The following is a 15,519-nucleotide window of genomic DNA, read 5'->3' on the forward strand; positions in this document are numbered from 1 at the left end:
GGTCCGCAGGGCTTATGAGGTGGCCCTGCTCAGCCGACGCGCTTTCCAAGTACGAGAATTCGGGTGCGCATGGCTCCGACCCTCCCCCCGGCGCGTATCGGGTGTCAAGTGGGTGGGACAGGCGTCTCAGTATTTGAGCGGGACGGCGGATGTGTGTGAGACTCCGCCCGCCGCGGCCCATGCCCCGCGCCGTGCCCGGCGCCATGTCCCGCAGGGTGCGCCGCGCCGTGCGCGGCGATATGACCGAGGTGCCGGGTCGGCAGCGGGCCACCCACCAGTACGGGGCTTTCCGAGCGTGTCACGGGGTACGAGCCGCGGTTGAGCGCGCGGCGCAGCCGGTGCTCGTCGAGCGGCCCGGAGAAGGCCGTCCCCTGGGCGTGGGTGCACCCCATGGCCCGCAGGGCGACGATCTGCTCGGGCAGATCGACCCCCTCCGCGAGGGACTGCATGCCCAGGTCGCCGGCGATCCGCAGCATCCCCGAGGTGATCTTGTGCAGCCGGGAGGACTCGACGACGCCCTCGACCAGCCCCCGGTCCAGTTTGAGCATGTCGATGGGGAGCCTGCGCAGCGCCCGGATCGCGGCATATCCGCTGCCGAAGCCGTCGAGGGCGATACGGACGCCCAGCCGCCGCAGCGCGCTCAGCCGGTGCTCCAGCTCATCGAGCGGCACCCGCGGATCGCTGTCGGTCAGCTCCAGGATCAGCGCGCCGGAGGGCAGGCCATGGCGGGCCAGCAGGGTCTCGACGCTCTTCGGCGGCATGGACTTGTCCACCAGGCGGCTCGAGGGGAGCCGTACGCACACCGGGACCGGGAATCCGTCGCGGCGGCGCTCCGCGGCCTGCTCGACGGCCGCCTCCAGCGTCCAGCGGGCCAGCTCGGCGGTGCGGGCCGCGTCCTCGCCGCCGCCCCGGCCCCCGTCGCGCGCGCTGTCGCGTCCGCTGTCCCGACCGCTGTCGGCGACCCGCAGGAACTCGGCCGGGGTGAACAGGATGCCCTGCGCCGAACGCCAGCGGGGCTGGGCGGCGACGGCGGTGATCCGGCCGCCGCCGAGTTCGACGACGGGCTGGTGCAGCAGGACGAACTCGCCGTCGTGCAGGGCGGTGCGCAGCCGGGTGGCGAACTCGGCGCGGCGCGTCACATCGGCCTGCATCTGCGGCGCGTACAGCTCGACCCGGTTCTTGCCCGCGGCCTTGGCGCGGTACATCGCCAGGTCGGCGTTGCGCATCAGCTCTCCGGGGCCGATACCGGGCTCGGCGAAGGCGACGCCGATGCTGGCGGCTACCCGGACCTCGGTGCCGCCCACGACCTGGTAAGGCTGGGAGAGCCGGGCGCGCAGCCGGTCGGCGATCTCCAGGATGCGGCATTCGCGGGCGGCGGGGTCCCGGTCGCCGTCGCCGAGGATCAGCGCGGCGAACTCGTCGCCGCCGAGCCGGGCCGCGCAGTCGCCGGACCCGGAGCGCACGGACTCCTGGAGCCGGCGGGCCGCCTGGACCAGCAGTTCGTCGCCCGCCTGGTGGCCGACGGTGTCATTGACGGCCTTGAAGCCGTCGAGGTCGATGAAGAGCACGGCGGTGCCCGCGTCGGTGCGCCGCCGCCCGGCCAGCGCATGGCGGACCTGCTTGGTGAACAGGGAGCGGTTGGGCAGGTCGGTGAGCGGGTCGTGCTCGGCGCTGTGCTGGAGCTGGGCCTGCAGGCGGACCCGCTCGGTGACGTCCCGGCTGTTGAAGATGAGGCCGCCGTGGTGACGGTTGATCGTCGACTCCACGTTGAGCCAGTCGCCTGAGCCGGAGCGGAAGCGGCACTCGATGCGCGTAGTGGGCTCCTCCCCCGGCGAGGCGGCCAGGAAGCGGCGGACCTCGTGGACGACCGAGCCCAGGTCCTCGGGGTGGATGAGGGAGGCCAGCTCGGAGCCGACCAGTTCGTCCGCGTCGCGGCCGTAGACCCCGGAGGCGGCCGGGCTGACGTAGCGCAGGATGCCGGTGGGCGCGGCGATCATGATGACGTCGCTGGAGCTCTGCACCAGGGAGCGGAAGTGGTTCTCCTTCTCCGCGAGCTCCTGGGTGAGCGTGATGTTGTCCAGCAGCATGATGGCCTGGCGGACGACGAGGGCGAGCACGACCGCGCAGGCGGTGAAGAGCATCACCCCGTCGATCGGTCGGCCGTCCATCACGTTGTAGAGGATCCCCAGGGTGCAGACAGCGGCGGCCAGATACGGCGCGAGGGCGGCGAGCGAGCCCGCGGTTGCGCGGCTGGGCTGCGCCGGGCGACGGATCGCGGCGGCGGGCGGGGCCTGAGCGGCCTCGCGCCGGGCCACCCAGGGGGCGTACGCGAGCAGTATGGAGCCCGCGAACCACCCGGCGTCAAGGATCTGTCCGGAGCGGTAGTGCTCGCGCAGCAGCGGCGAGGTGAACAGCGCATCGCACAGCACGGTCAGCGCGAAGGCGGCGATCGCGGTGTTGATCGCGGAGCGGTTGGCCGAGGAGCGCCGGAAGTGCACCGCGACGACCATGCTGATCAGCACGATGTCCAGCAGCGGATACGCCAGCGAGAAGGCCCTGCGCGCCACGGGCTCGCCGCCCCCGCCGAACTGGGCGACGTGCGCGAGCGCCAGGCTCCAGGACAGGGTCAGCAGCGAACCGGCGATCAGCCAGGCGTCCAGGGCCAGACAGATCCAGCCGGCGCGGGTCACCGGGCGCTTGGCGAGCACCAGCATGCCGACGATGGCGGGCGGGGCGAAGAGCAGGAAGCAGAAGTCGGCGGCCGAGGGACTGGGCACGGGGCGGCCGAGCACCACCTCGTACCAGCCCCATACGCCGTTGCCCAGGGCGGCCATGAAGGAGGACGCCGCGAACAGCAGCCAGGCGGGGCGCAGCCGCCCGGAGCGCGCACGCCCGTACCACAGGCAGGACACGGCGGCGGCCAGGGCGGCGGCGCTCAGGCCGAAGTCACCCATGAACAGGGCCAGTTCGGGGGATCCCCAGCCGAGCGCCGCACCCGCCGCGTACGCGCCGCACACAAGGGCGAGCAGGACCTGAGGCAGCAGACCCGCCCCGCCGCCGGACACCGACGGCCGGGCGAGCACCGCTCCGGTGGCGCTCACCGGACGGCCTTCGAATGCCGCGCGGAAACGCGGGAAGCTAGCAATCGACGCCTGAGTCGCGTCGGGTCGTCGGTCCATCGGCCACACATCGCCCGTCGCCCCCCTCGAGTTCCGGTCCATCGCTGACGCCGTCAGGTCAGTGGCGCAGCCCCCGCTCGGGACGATACACCAGACTGGTCACTCAGGGACATAGGTCATCTACGCACCGTAACCGACAACGGCGTTGTTTATACGGAGTGCAGTCATACCGTGCCTGTATGTGGCGCCACGGGCATTTCATCCGGTCGTTGTGACGATATGACTGAGCGGTTCACCGGCCGCGAATCGGCGCAGCTGGTCGCGCAGCAGCCGCTTCGCGCGGGGCAGGAAGGCCGACGACGGACCGCCCACGTGCGGGGTGATGAGCACTCCTGGAGCGTGCCACAGCGGATGCCCGGCGGGCAGCGGTTCGGGGTCGGTCACATCCAGCGCGGCCCGCAGCCGGCCCGTCTCCAACTCCGCGAGCAGCGCCTCGGTGTCGACCACCGGACCGCGCGCGACGTTCACCAGCAGCGCGCCGTCCTTCATCCGGGCCAGGAAGTCTGCCCCGGCCAGGCCGCGAGTGGCAGGGGTCAGCGGCGTGACGAGCACCACCACATCGGCTTCCGGAAGCAGTCGGGACAGATCGTCGATCGGGTGCACCGGACCGCGCTCGGTCGTGCGCGGGGAGCGCGCGACGCGTAGCACCCGCTCGCACTCAAAGGGCACAAGCCGGTCCTCGATCGCGCTGCCGATGGATCCGTAGCCCACGATCAGCACGGACTTGTCCGCGAGCGCGGGACGGAAGCCCTGCTTCCACTGCCCGGCGTCCTGGGCGCGCACAAAGCCGGGGATGCCGCGCAGCGAGGCGAGGATCAGGGTCAGGGCCAGCTCGGCGGTGCTCGCGTCGTGCACCCCGCGCGCGTTGCACAGCCGCACGCCGGGGGGCAGCTCCGCGATCGCGGGCTGCACATGGTCTATGCCGGCGGTGAGGGTCTGCACGACGCTCAGGTTCTTCATGGCCGGCAGCGGCCGTACGCCCTCCTTGTTCTTCATGTACGGCAGGCAATAGAACGCGCAGCGGGCGGGGTCGGTGGGGTAGTCGGACTCGCCGTCCCAGTGGGCGTATTCCAGACCGTCGGGGAGTCCGTCGATCTCGTCCGCAGGGAACGGCAGCCACGCGAGGGGGCGCGAGGCGTCGGACAGCGGGTCGGACAGCGGGCTGTCGGGGTGCGGCTTGTCGGGGTTGTCGCTGTGATCTGCGCTCATGCCTGGAGGCTATTGGATCAGGGGGCGCACTCAGACGTTAGTTTGGTGCGGGAAACGGGAGGGGTCAGGCCAGGTGGAGCGCAGGAGAATCGGAGCGGGGGCGCTCGAGGTGGGTGCGATAGGCCTCGGGTGTATGCCCATGAGCTGGGCATACACCGCTTCGCAGCGTAACGGCGAGGACTCGGTGCGCGCCGTGCACGCCGCGCTCGACGCGGGCGCGAGCCTGCTGGACACCGCCGATATGTACGGGCCGTTCACCAACGAGCGGCTGGTGGGACGGGTACTCAAGGAGCGGCGCCGGGACGCCTTCGTGTCCACCAAGTGCGGGCTGCTGGTGGGCGAGACACACATCGTGGCCAACGGCCGCCCCGGCTATGTGAAGCGGGCCTGCGACGCCTCGCTGCGCCGGCTGCAGACCGACGTCATCGACCTCTACCAGCTGCACCGGGCCGACCCGGAGGTGCCGATAGAGGAGACCTGGGGCGCGATGGCGGAGCTGGTCGCGGCGGGGAAGGTGCGGGCGCTGGGGCTGTGCGCGCTGGGCGCGCGGGCGCAGCGACGGGCCGGGGCCGGGATGCACGACGCCACGGTGCGCCAGCTGGAGCGGGTGCAGCAGGTCTTTCCGATCAGCTGTGTGCAGGCGGAGCTGTCGGTGTGGTCGCCAGAGGCGCTGGAGGCGCTGGTGCCGTGGTGCGCCTCGCGCGGGGTGGGGTTCCTGGCCGCGATGCCGCTGGGGAACGGCTTCCTGAGCGGGACGCTGACGCCGGGGCAGGGCTTCGAGCCGGACGACGTACGGGCCAGACATCCGCGCTTCACGGCGGAGATGATGGCGGCGAACCAGCCGATCGTGGCCGGGCTGCGCCGGGTGGCGCGGCGGCACGGGGACTCGGTCACGGCGGCGCAGGTCGCGCTGGCGTGGCTGCTGGGGCAGGGGCGGCATGTGGTGCCGGTGCCGGGGACCAAGCGGGAGCGGTGGGCGGCGGAGAACTGCGCGGCGGCCGAACTGCGGCTGACGAACGAGGACTTCGCGGAGATAGCGGCGCTGCCCCCGGCGCAGGGGTCGTGGGACTAGCGGTGGTGTGCGGGAACCGGCGGCGGGGCTGCGGTGTATAAGAATCAGTGCCGTGCCGAGGCACATGTGCCCACGGAGAGGAACCGAAGGTGCGACGTCCTGGTGTGACCCCTGTGCTCGCCTCCGCTGCCGCGTTGCTGCTCGCGGCGGGCTGCTCGTCCGGTGATGGCGGGGAGGGCCCCGTCTTCGGGGGCCGCACAAGCGCGTCCGGTCCCTCTAAATCCGGGTCCGGCAGCGACTCCCCGCCCTCGGGAGGGCCTTCCTCCTCCCCCTCTTCCACGCCCGCCGCCCCCAGCAAGGGCACGGCGAAGGTGGTCCGCACGCTCACCACCAAGCTGGACTCACCGTGGGGGCTGGCCCCGCTGCCCGATGGAAATCTGCTGGTCGCCTCGCGCGACACGGGCAAGATCTTCAAGGTCGACGGGTCCAGCGGGCAGAAGACGGAGGTGGGCTCGGTCCCGGGCGTCCGCCCCGGCGGCGAGGGAGGGCTGCTCGGCCTGGCGGTCTCCCCCGACTACGGGGCGAATCCGATGGTGTACGCGTACTTCACCACCTCGTCGGACAACCGCATCGCCCGCATGTCCTACGACGACAAGCGCCCCGCCGGCGCCCAGCTCGGCGCTCCGGACACGATCTTCAAGGGCATCCCCAAGGGCTCGATTCACAACGGCGGCCGGATCGCCTTCGGCCCCGACAAGATGCTCTATGCGGGCACGGGCGAGACCGGCGATCGCGGGCTCGCCCAGGACCAGGACTCGCTCGGGGGCAAGATTCTGCGGATGACCCCGGAGGGCGAGCCGGCTCATGGCAATCCCCAGGCCGACTCGGTGGTGTATTCCTATGGCCACCGCAATGTGCAGGGCCTGGCCTGGGACGTGGACAAGCGGCTGTGGGCCTCCGAGTTCGGGCAGGACACCTGGGACGAGCTCAATCTGATCCAGCCCGGCAAGAACTACGGCTGGCCCGAGGCCGAGGGCAAGGCCGGCAAGGAGGGGTTCGTCGATCCGGTCGAGCAGTGGAAGCCGAAGGACGCCTCGCCCAGCGGTATCGCATACGCCAAGGGCTCGATCTGGGTGGCGGGGCTGCGCGGGGAGCGGCTGTGGCGCATCCCCCTGGACGGCGCCCGGCCCGCGGGGAAGCCACAGTCGTTCTTGGACGGGAAGTACGGGCGGCTGCGGTCGGTGGTGGCGACGGACGACGGCGGGCTGTGGGTGACGACGAGCAATACGGACGGGCGCGGGAAACCGGGGAAGGAGGACGACCGGATTCTGAAGCTGGAGATCTCCTGACGGCAAGGGCCGCTGGGCGGAAGGTCACACAACGGGCCCGGGGGGATCAGCGGGGCAGCGCTTAGACTGGCGGGAGTCGTTTGCCCCTGGGGGTCGCCGTGTTCAACATCATCGAGGAACTGTTCTCGCCGGGCCGTAAGAACACCGAAGAAGAGCGCAACCGGCTGGAGTTGACCGTGGACGACGTGGGCAACGGCGACAACCCGTGGAAGGGGCCGATCGACCTGGAATCCGGCCAGGTGGTCATCCGTCCCCGCCAGGGCTGAGCTCCACCAGGGCTGAGCCCCGCCAAGCCTGAGCCCGGCCAGGCCCGACCCCGGATCCGCCGGGCCTGACCCCAGCCAGAGCCCAATCCGACAGAGCCCGGTCAGAGCCCAGTCGGACAGAGCCCGGTCGAAGCTCAGCCGCCACGCCCCCGGCGCGCCCTCGGTGCGCCCTCGGGAGCGGGTCGGCGCCCGTCGGCTCAGCGTGCGGCCGCCTCGTCCGCCAGACCGTCCACCAGCCTCAACCGGTGTGCCACCGCCGCTGCCTCGCCACGGCCCGAGACCTCCAGCTTGGCCAGGATGTTGGAGACATGCACGCTGGCCGTCTTCGGCGAGATGAACAGCTCCTCGGCGATCTGGCGGTTGCTGCGTCCCAGTGCCACCAGCCGCAGCACATCGCGCTCGCGAGGGGTGAGCCCAAGGGCCTCGGCGGGGTCGGTGGGCTCGGCGGCAGGGTCCGGCTGGCTGGTCGCGCTCGCGGGGAGGGCGGCGAGCGGGGTGGATACGGGGCCGGAACTGGGGCCGACGCCGGATCTGGGACCGGAGCCGGGGTTGGAACCGGGGCCGGGGGGCAGCGGGAGCCGGGCGCGGCGGGCCAGCAGTTCGATCCCCTCACGCAGCGGGCGCGCCTCCAGCCGGGCCGCCGCGGCGTGTGCCGCCGCCAGCGGCTCGGCGACCCGCTCGCGGGCCGCGCCGGAGCTCAGCAGCGCCTCCGCCCAGCGGAAGCGGGCCCGGGCCAGGGGGTGCGGGCGGTCCAGCCGCTGGAAGGCGGTCACGGCGTCCGCCCAGCGGTCGGCGTCGTCGTGGCCCTCGGCGCGCGCCAGTTCGGCGTCCAGCAGCAGGCCGTAGGCCCGCCACACCGGCACCGGCTGCGCGACCCGCTTGGCGGCCGCCCGGATCCGGGCCAGCGCCTCGGCCCGGCCGGGCTCGGCGGCGGGCAGCCCGCGGGCGTCCGCCTCGGCCGCGGCGGCGGCCACCAGCAGCGGCCAGGTGTAGCGCTGCATGCCGATGCGGAGGCCGTCCTCCAAGGTCTGGTCGAGAAGCCGGCGGACCTCCAGGATCCGGCCGCGGGCCGCCGCGAGTTGGAGGAAGAGGTGGGTCAGCGGAATGGAGAACTGCGGCTCGGGGATGAGGTCCTCCTGCTGCTCCCGGGCCACCGCCAGCTCGCGCTCCGCGGTGTCCCAGTCGCCCCGGGCCAGCGCCAGCCGGGCAAAGCGGTTCAGCGCGATACGGCACGTCTTGTTGCCGATCGCCAGGCGCCGGGTGGTGACCGCGGCTTCCTCCGCCTCGGCCCAGCGGCCCAGCGACAGCAGCGACTCGGCCATGTTCCCGAACACCCACGCCAGGGAGTCCGGCAGCCCGAAGCGGTCCAGTATCCGCACGCCCTTCTCGGCGACCTCGACCGCCTCGGCCGACCGGCCGAGCCCTTCGAGCCCGGAGGTCAGATTGACGAAGCAGCGCCCCACGATGCTCACATCGCCCATCTCGATGGCGGCCTCACAGACCTCCCGCATCTCGGCGAGGCCGCCCTCGATGTCCCCGGACTCGGCCTTGAAGTAGCCCAGCGTCAGCCGGGCGTGGAGCTCGGTGCTCCGGGCGCCGACCAGCCGGGCCAGCTCCACGGCCCGCTCGGCCACCGCGAAGCCGTCCGGCCCGTGCTTGCGGACCATGCTCCAGCCCGCCGCCTGCGCCAGCACATCGGCGTGCACGGCGGACGGCGGCAGTCCACGCACCAGCTCCTCGGCCCGGCCGAGCTCGGCCCAGCCGTCGCCGCGCCCCAAAGACCCCACCAGCTTGGACTTCTGAGTCCAGAACCACGCGGCCCGCAGCGGGTCCTGGCTCTCGTCCAGCTTGCGCAGCGCCCGGTTGGTGACGGTCAGCGCCCGCTCCCGCTGCCCGGATCTGTTCGCCGCCACCACGAGCGCGGCCAGCAGATCCAGATGGTGCAGCGCCTCGTCCTCGCAGCTGCACGCCGGGTACGCCTCGGCGTAGTCGAGAGGGCGCTGTGCCTGGCGGATCTCGTCGGAGACGTCCTCCCACAGCTCCATGGCGCGCTCCAGCAGCCGCAGCTGCTCGGCGTGCGCATACCGCCGGCGGGCCTCGACGGAGGCCCGCAGCACGGCGGGCAGGGCCTTGGCCGGGTCGTGGGCGTGGTACCAGTAGCTGGCCAGCCGGGCGGCGCGCTCATCGGCCCGTACCAGCGCGGGCTCGGCCTCCAGCGCCTCCGCGTAGCGCCGGTTGATCCGGGAGCGCTCGCCGGGCAGCAGATCGTCGGCCACCGCCTCGCGGACGAGGGCGTGGCGGAAGCCGTAGCCGCTGTCGTCGCCCGAGGGCCGCAGGATATTGGCGCCGACGGCGGCGCGCAGCGCGTCGATGAGGTCGTCCTCGCCGAGCCGGACGGCCGCGCGCAGCAGTTCGTACTCCACGGTGGAGCCGCCCTCGGCGAGGATGCGCACCACCTGCTGGGCCTCCTCGGGCAGCGCCTCGACCCGCACCAGCAGCAGATCGCGCAGCGATTCGCTGAGCCCCGTGGCGCAGCCCTCGCTGATGCTGCGGGCGATCTCCTCGACGAAGAAGGCGTTTCCGTCGCTGCGCTCGAAGATGCGGTCGACCAGCGCCCGGTCGGGCCGGGCGCCGTAGATCCCGGCTATCTGTGCGCGGACTTCGGAGCGGTTGAAACGGGGCAGCTCGATACGGCGCACCGCCCGCATCCGGTCGATCTCGGCGAGGAAGGGGCGCAGCGGGTGACGGCGGTGGATGTCGTCGGAGCGGTAGGTGGCGACGACCAGCAGCCGGGCGCTGATCAGGGAGCGGAAGAGATAGCCGAGCAGTTCACGGGTGGAGCGGTCGGCCCAGTGCAGGTCCTCGATCACGACGACCAGCGTCCGGTCGGCGGCCAGCCGCTCCAGCAGTCGGACGGTGAGCTCGAAGAGCCGGGCGCGGCTGTCCTCCTCGCGCGATTCGCGGGCCGTCTCGCCCAGTTCGGGCAGCAGCCGGGCCAGCTCGCCCTCCTGCCCGGCGACGGCCCGGTCCAGTTCGTCCCCCAGCTTGCGGCGCAGCGAGCGCAGCACGGTGGAAACGGGGGCGAACGGCAGGCCGTCCACGCCGATTTCCACACATCCGCCGACCGCGGCGGTGGCCCCGGCGGCTGTGGCCCCGATCAGGAACTCGTCCACGAGCCGGCTCTTGCCGACCCCCGCCTCCCCTCCGACGAGCAACACCTGCGGCTCGCCCGCGGCGGCGCGGGCGAGCGCGTCGGTGAGGGTGGACAGTTCCTCGGCGCGGCCGACGAACACCGGGCTGACTGAGGTGTGGTGCACGCCGTCGAGGATCGCATAGGGGTCCGACAGCGGGGTAAGGGTTTGAGCTGCGCCTTGCGCCACAGTCGCGGCCGCGACTGTGGCGCCCATGGCAGTGCCGGCCACGACGTGAGCGATATCACGAACCCCCGCGGTACGCGGCACCCCCGCGGTACGCGGCACCCCCGCGGTACGCGGCACCCCTGCCGTACGCGGCACCCCTGCCGTACGCGGTACGGGCAGCACGGCGCGCGGCCCGGCCGTCAGGCCACGGTGCCGTACGCCCGCGGCGTACGGCGGCCGCCGTCCTGCCGGTCCACGGTCCTCACCCGCCTCCCGGGTTCATCGGCGGAGGATCGGCCCCTTCCCTCGCGCCGGGCCTGGCGGGCCAGCCGGTACGCGGCCGCCTCGCGCAGCGCCTCGGCCTCGCGGACCTTGAACAGTTCGTGGTGGAACATCGTGTTCTCCTCAATGACGTCTGTGACGTCGGTGACGTTGACCTCGGTGACCTCGGTGACGGATTCCCGTATGTGACGGGGTCTTCAGCACCCCTCCACCTTCGTCCGCAAGGGGGGTCCACCGCATCGGGAGAGTGCCCGATCTTCGCCCGTGCCAGGGCCTTAGGCCTCCTGGGCCCCGTCCACCGCAGGGGCCTTAGGACGGCTCTCCGGCCTTAGGCCCGGGGCCAGCGCCAGCGTGACCGCGACGGAGGCCGCCGCCATGACGGCCATCGCCGTCGCGGGCGAGGTGTGCTGGGCGACGGCGCCCGCGAGGGTGGCCCCGACGCCCTGCATGGTGAGCATGCCCGAGAAGTGCAGCCCGAGCGCGTGCCCGCTCAGCTCCTCGGGGGTCAGGGCCATCAGCCGCTCCTGGAGCAGCAGGCTCGCCGCGAAGCCGATCGACGCGAGGGTGACCGCGGTCGCCGCGAGCGGCAGCGCCGGGTGCAGGGCGAAGACCAGGTACGGGGCGGCGAGCAGCAGCCGCAGCGGGGCGCCGAGCCGTTCCCGCCACCAGGGCGGTACGAACCGGCCGGTCAGGGTGTCGCCGACGAGCATGCCGAGGGAGGCGCAGGCCAGCAGCAGCCCCGCGTTCCGGGGTGCGTAGGGGACGAAGAGGGATTCGCAGCCGACGATCAGCCCGTTGGGCACCCACAGCGCGAGATAGACATAGCGGCGCGGTACGGAGGACCACAGCCGGGCGTTGTCGCGCCAGGTCGCGGCGATCGACGGCCGCCCGGCGGCGCGCGGCGGCCGCCGGCTGAGCCCGAAGCGGGCGACGAGCGCGGCGGCGAGGTGGAGGGCGGCGGCGGTGAGCAGGGTGCCGCGCGGCGACAGGGTCGTCACCAGGACGCCGCCGACGGCGTAGCCGCAGATCTGGGTGGTGCCCGCGGACATGTTGAGCACGGAGCGGCCGAGCAGATAGCCCTCCCGCGCCAGGATCTCGTTGAGCAGCCCGGAACGCACCCCGCCGCCCAGCGAGGCGGTCGCCCCGAGGACCAGGAGGACCGCGAAGACGGCCGCCAGCGGCAGGCCGGGGACGGCCTGGAGGGCGGTGCCCAGGGCGAAGAACGAAGCCAGGCCGCATATCGCCGCGCGCGGCGGCAGCCGGTCGGCGGCCGACAGCAGCACCGTCGCGCCGACCACCTGGGCCAGGTTGGGGCCGAACATGCTGAGGGCGGACAGCAGCGGTGAGCCGGTCGCCGCGTAGACCAGCGTGCCCAGGGCCAGGCCGCTCACCGTCGTGCCGGCCACCTGAAGGGTGCCGGTGAGGAAGAGCGGTGTGAACTCCGGTGCGGCGAAGAGCTCTCGGTAGGTGCGCATGGCCCGGAGTCTCAGCGGTCCCCGCCCGGGGCCGTTACAGTTTCGCGCGCACGCGAAACGATGACGCGAAACGACGGGGCGGGCTGGGCGAAACGATGGGCTGGTGGCTGGTCAACGCGGACACGCTCGCCGGGAGCCGGTTCGTCGTATCACCGCTCGCCGAGGCCATCGCGGGCCTGATCTCCCTGGAGCGGGGCGTGGCCGGGCACCCGGGCGAGCGCGCCTGGCTCGACGCCCATCTGCCCGCCTACCGGGCGCGGCTGTCCGGTGATCCGCTCACCGCGCTGACCGTACGGGCCGCCCTGGGGCACCGCTGGCTCGCGGACTTCCTCACCCCCACGCCCACCGGCGAGGGCGAGCCGGGCTTCGAGGAGGAGCTGGCGCGGATCCGCGAGACCCCGCCCGGGACCGCTCGCGCCGATCTGGCCGTATCGCTGCGCGGCCCGCTCCCCGACCCGCTGCGCCGCTCCGATCTCGCGGAGCGCTGCGCCGATGTCCTGGAGTGGGTGTGGACCGAGACGGTGCTGCCCACCTGGCCCCGGCGCCAGCGGATCATCGAGGCGGATGTGGTGGCGCGTACGGCGCGGCTGAGCCGGGGCGGCTGGGCGGCCGTGCTGAACGCCATGCGGCCGGGGATGCGGTGGCTCGGGGAGAGCCGGCTGCAGATCAACGTGTACGACAACCCGCCGCGGGAGATCTCGGGGGCGCGGCTGCTGTTCGTCCCGGTGACCCCGTACCAGGGCTGGGTCTCCTGGGACGCTCCGCACCGTTACGCGGTGGTCTATCCCTGTTCGGGCGCGCTGGCCGAGGCGGACCGGGCCTCGGTGCCCGAGTCACTGGGCAAGCTGCTCGGCCCGGCCCGGGCGGCCGTCCTCGTCCTGCTCGACACCCCGAAGAGCACCACGCAGCTCGTCGCGCTGACCGGCCAGGGGCTGGGGTCGGTGGGCCGCCACCTCAAGGTGCTGCTCGATGCCCACCTGGTGCGGCGGCGGCGTGCGGGGCGGTCGGTGCTCTACTACCGGACGGCCGCGGGTGAGGTATTGGTGACAGCTCAGGGGCGCGGTCAGGTGACGGCCCAGAAACAGGGGCACCAGGGGCAGGGGCACCAGGGGCAGGGACACCAGGGGCAGGGACACCAGGGGCAGGGTCACCAGGGGCAGGGACACCAGGGGCAGGGTCAGGGTCAGCGGGGCTCGGCGCCTCGATGCTGATCCTCGGCAGCCACCGGTCCAGCCGCCGCGGCAGCCACCAGTTGGCCCCGCCCAGCAGATGCATCAGGGCGGGCACCAGGAGCGTACGGAGGACGAAGGCGTCCAGGGCGACGGCCGCGGCCAGGCCGATGCCGAACATCGCGATGATCCGGTCGCCGCTGAGCACGAAGGCCGAGAAGACGGCGATCATGATGACGGCGGCGGAGTTGATGACCCGGCCGGTCTCGGCGAGGCCGACCCGCACCGCGACCCGGTTGTCGCGGGTGCGCCGCCACTCCTCGTACATCCGGCTGACCAGGAAGACCTGATAGTCCATGGACAGCCCGAAGAGCACCGACACCATGATCACCGGCAGAAACGGCTCGATCGGACCGGCCCGGCCGAGCCCCAGCAGCTCGCTCCCCCAGCCCCACTGGAAGATGGCTACGACGACGCCGAAGGACGCGGCGACGGCGGCCACGTTCATGACCGCCGCCTTGACCGGGATGCCGATGCTGCGGAACGCGAGCAGCAGCAGGATGCTGCCGAGGCCCACGACCACGCCCACGAACAGCGGCAGCTTTCCGACGATCACCCTCGCGAAGTCGTCGTAGCCCGCGGTCAGCCCGCCGACGTACACCTTGAGCGAGGTGGCCTCCGCGGCCCTCGGCAGCACCTCACCTCCCAGCTGGTCGCGTAGCCGCGCGACCAGCTCGGAGGTGGCGCGCGACTGCGGGGCGGTCTCTGGGACCACTGTGATCAGCGCCGTATCGCCGCTGGTGCTCAGGACGGACCCGCTCACCGAGGCGACGCCCTCGATGCCGCGCAGGGTCTCGGGGAGCTTGCCGAAGGCGACCCGGTCGGCGGCGTCGTCGATGCGGCCGACGAGCGTCAGCGGACCGTTGAAACCGGGTCCGAAGCCCTCGGCGAGCAGGTCGTAGGCGCGCCGGGTCGTCGCGGAGGCCGGGTCGTTGCCCTGGTCGGAGGTGCCCAGCCGGAGCGAGAGGGTGGGCAGCGCGAGGACCAGCATCAGCACGACCGCGACGGCGGCGAGCAGCTTCGGGCGCCGCTCGACCAGGGCCGACCAGCGGGCCGCGAATCCGCCGCGGGCCCTGGTCCGCGGCCCGTGCGCGGCCAGCCGGCGCCGCTCGCGGCGGCTCAGGGCTCGGGGGCCGATCAGCCCGAGCAGCGCGGGCAGCAGGGTGACCGAGGCGGCGACGGTGAGCAGAACGGTCAGCGCGGCCGCGACCGCCACTCCATTCAGGAAGCTCAGCCGCAGCACCAGCATCCCCAGCAGCGCCATGCACACGGTCGCCCCGGCGAAGATCACCGCGCGCCCCGAGGTGGCCACCGCGCGCCGGGCAGCCTCGTCGACCGGCAGCCCGGCCTTGAGCCCCTGGCGGTGCCGGGTGACGATGAACAGCGCGTAGTCGATGCCCACGCCGAGCCCGATCAGCGTGCCGAGCATGGGCGCGAAGTCGGCGACGGTCATGGCGTGGCCGAGCAGCCCGACGCCCGCGTACGCGGTCCCCACGCCGACCACCGCGGTGGCGATCGGCAGCAGCGCCGCCGCGAGCGAGCCGAAGGCGAGGAAGAGTACGACGGCGGCCGCGGCGACCCCGATGGCCTCGCTGAGGTGAGCCGAGCCCGTCTGCTGGGCCGCGCCGATGCCCGCGCCGCCCATCTCCACCTCGAGCCCGTCGGCCGCCGCGGCGCGGACGGTGTCGACCACGTCGCGGACCTGGGACTCGCCGAGTTCGGCGGCGGGCCGGTCGAAGAGGACGGTGGCGTAGGCGGTATGCCCGTCGGCGCTGATCCGCGTCGTATCGGCGCCGCTGTCAGTGTTGTCGTACGGCCCGGCGACGGAGACGACGCCGGGCAGCTTCTCGACCCGCTCCAGCGCCGCCGTCATGTGCTGCCGTACGTCCACCGCGCGTACCGTGCCCGCGTCGCGCGCCGTATGCCAGACGATCGTGTCGCTGTCCCCGGCCTGCTTCGGGAACTCCCGCTCCATCAGCTCGGAGACCCGCGCCGAGTCCGTGCCCGGGATGCCGTAGTCGTTCGAGTACGCGGACCCCGTGACCGCGGCCGCGACGGATACGCCCGCGAAGGCGGCCAGCCACAGCGCGATGACGACGAAGCGGCGCCTGAGGCACCACCGGGCGAGTGCGGCCATGGCCTGCTTTCCGGGGTATCGC

Annotated in this window: 9 protein-coding genes and 1 pseudogene; 4 read left to right on the plus strand and 6 right to left on the minus strand. The window is 72.9% G+C overall.

From position 1 onward, the window contains the following. Positions 1 to 104: 104 nt before the first annotated feature. Together ACH4U7_RS31190 and ACH4U7_RS31195 are read right to left on the minus strand one after the other, a co-directional pair. Positions 105 to 3,101, minus strand: coding sequence for a putative bifunctional diguanylate cyclase/phosphodiesterase (locus ACH4U7_RS31190; RefSeq protein ID WP_398531113.1), 2,997 nt, complete (start codon positions 3,099 to 3,101; stop codon positions 105 to 107). Between the two features lie 276 nt (positions 3,102 to 3,377). Next, positions 3,378 to 4,388: a 2-hydroxyacid dehydrogenase gene (locus ACH4U7_RS31195; RefSeq protein WP_398531114.1), complete on the minus strand. Its 1,011-nt coding sequence runs from the start codon at positions 4,386 to 4,388 to the stop codon at positions 3,378 to 3,380. Between the two features lie 73 nt (positions 4,389 to 4,461). Between ACH4U7_RS31195 and ACH4U7_RS31200 the strand changes: the two genes are divergently transcribed. The 3 genes from ACH4U7_RS31200 to ACH4U7_RS31210 all read left to right on the plus strand — a co-directional run bounded on the left by ACH4U7_RS31200 (position 4,462) and on the right by ACH4U7_RS31210 (position 7,015). Continuing rightward, a complete protein-coding gene (locus tag ACH4U7_RS31200; RefSeq protein WP_398531115.1) occupies positions 4,462 to 5,460 on the plus strand; it encodes an aldo/keto reductase in 999 nt (332 codons plus the stop codon). Positions 5,461 to 5,564: 104 nt separating this feature from the next. Beyond that, complete coding sequence (locus ACH4U7_RS31205; RefSeq protein WP_398531116.1) at positions 5,565 to 6,749, plus strand: PQQ-dependent sugar dehydrogenase; 1,185 nt, start codon at positions 5,565 to 5,567, stop codon at positions 6,747 to 6,749. A gap of 80 nt (positions 6,750 to 6,829) precedes the next feature. Beyond that, positions 6,830 to 7,015, plus strand: a complete 186-nt coding sequence (locus tag ACH4U7_RS31210) for a DUF6191 domain-containing protein (protein WP_089510972.1) — start codon at positions 6,830 to 6,832, stop codon at positions 7,013 to 7,015. A gap of 197 nt (positions 7,016 to 7,212) precedes the next feature. Here the strand turns inward: ACH4U7_RS31210 and ACH4U7_RS31215 are convergent, their stop codons facing one another. The 3 genes from ACH4U7_RS31215 to ACH4U7_RS31225 all read right to left on the minus strand — a co-directional run bounded on the left by ACH4U7_RS31215 (position 7,213) and on the right by ACH4U7_RS31225 (position 12,131). Further along, positions 7,213 to 10,332 (minus strand): AAA family ATPase, encoded by a 3,120-nt coding sequence (locus tag ACH4U7_RS31215; protein ID WP_398531117.1) that lies wholly within the window; start codon positions 10,330 to 10,332, stop codon positions 7,213 to 7,215. Between the two features lie 242 nt (positions 10,333 to 10,574). After that, the gene (locus ACH4U7_RS31220) at positions 10,575 to 10,769 is read right to left on the minus strand and encodes a hypothetical protein (protein WP_398531118.1); all 195 of its coding nucleotides are present in this window, start codon (positions 10,767 to 10,769) and stop codon (positions 10,575 to 10,577) included. A gap of 162 nt (positions 10,770 to 10,931) precedes the next feature. Next, complete coding sequence (locus tag ACH4U7_RS31225; protein ID WP_398531119.1) at positions 10,932 to 12,131, minus strand: MFS transporter; 1,200 nt, start codon at positions 12,129 to 12,131, stop codon at positions 10,932 to 10,934. A gap of 95 nt (positions 12,132 to 12,226) precedes the next feature. Here ACH4U7_RS31225 and ACH4U7_RS31230 point away from each other — a divergent pair. Next, positions 12,227 to 13,195, plus strand: a pseudogene (locus tag ACH4U7_RS31230) (ArsR/SmtB family transcription factor); the annotation flags it as partial. Here ACH4U7_RS31230 and ACH4U7_RS31235 read toward each other — a convergent pair. Continuing rightward, the gene (locus tag ACH4U7_RS31235; protein ID WP_398531120.1) at positions 13,086 to 15,497 is read right to left on the minus strand and encodes an MMPL family transporter; all 2,412 of its coding nucleotides are present in this window, start codon (positions 15,495 to 15,497) and stop codon (positions 13,086 to 13,088) included. The pseudogene ACH4U7_RS31230 and the gene ACH4U7_RS31235 overlap by 110 nt on opposite strands. Positions 15,498 to 15,519 lie beyond the last annotated feature (22 nt).

Source organism: Streptomyces sp. NPDC020845 (assembly GCF_044334165.1).
GTDB lineage: Bacteria > Actinomycetota > Actinomycetes > Streptomycetales > Streptomycetaceae > Streptomyces.

Coding starts and splice junctions, on each gene's coding strand:
- ACH4U7_RS31195 (WP_398531114.1), bottom strand. CDS start 4,388: ATGAGCGCAGATCACAGCGACAACCCCGACAAGCCGCACCCCGACAGC.
- ACH4U7_RS31220 (WP_398531118.1), bottom strand. CDS start 10,769: ATGTTCCACCACGAACTGTTCAAGGTCCGCGAGGCCGAGGCGCTGCGC.
- ACH4U7_RS31225 (WP_398531119.1), bottom strand. CDS start 12,131: ATGCGCACCTACCGAGAGCTCTTCGCCGCACCGGAGTTCACACCGCTC.
- ACH4U7_RS31235 (WP_398531120.1), bottom strand. CDS start 15,497: ATGGCCGCACTCGCCCGGTGGTGCCTCAGGCGCCGCTTCGTCGTCATC.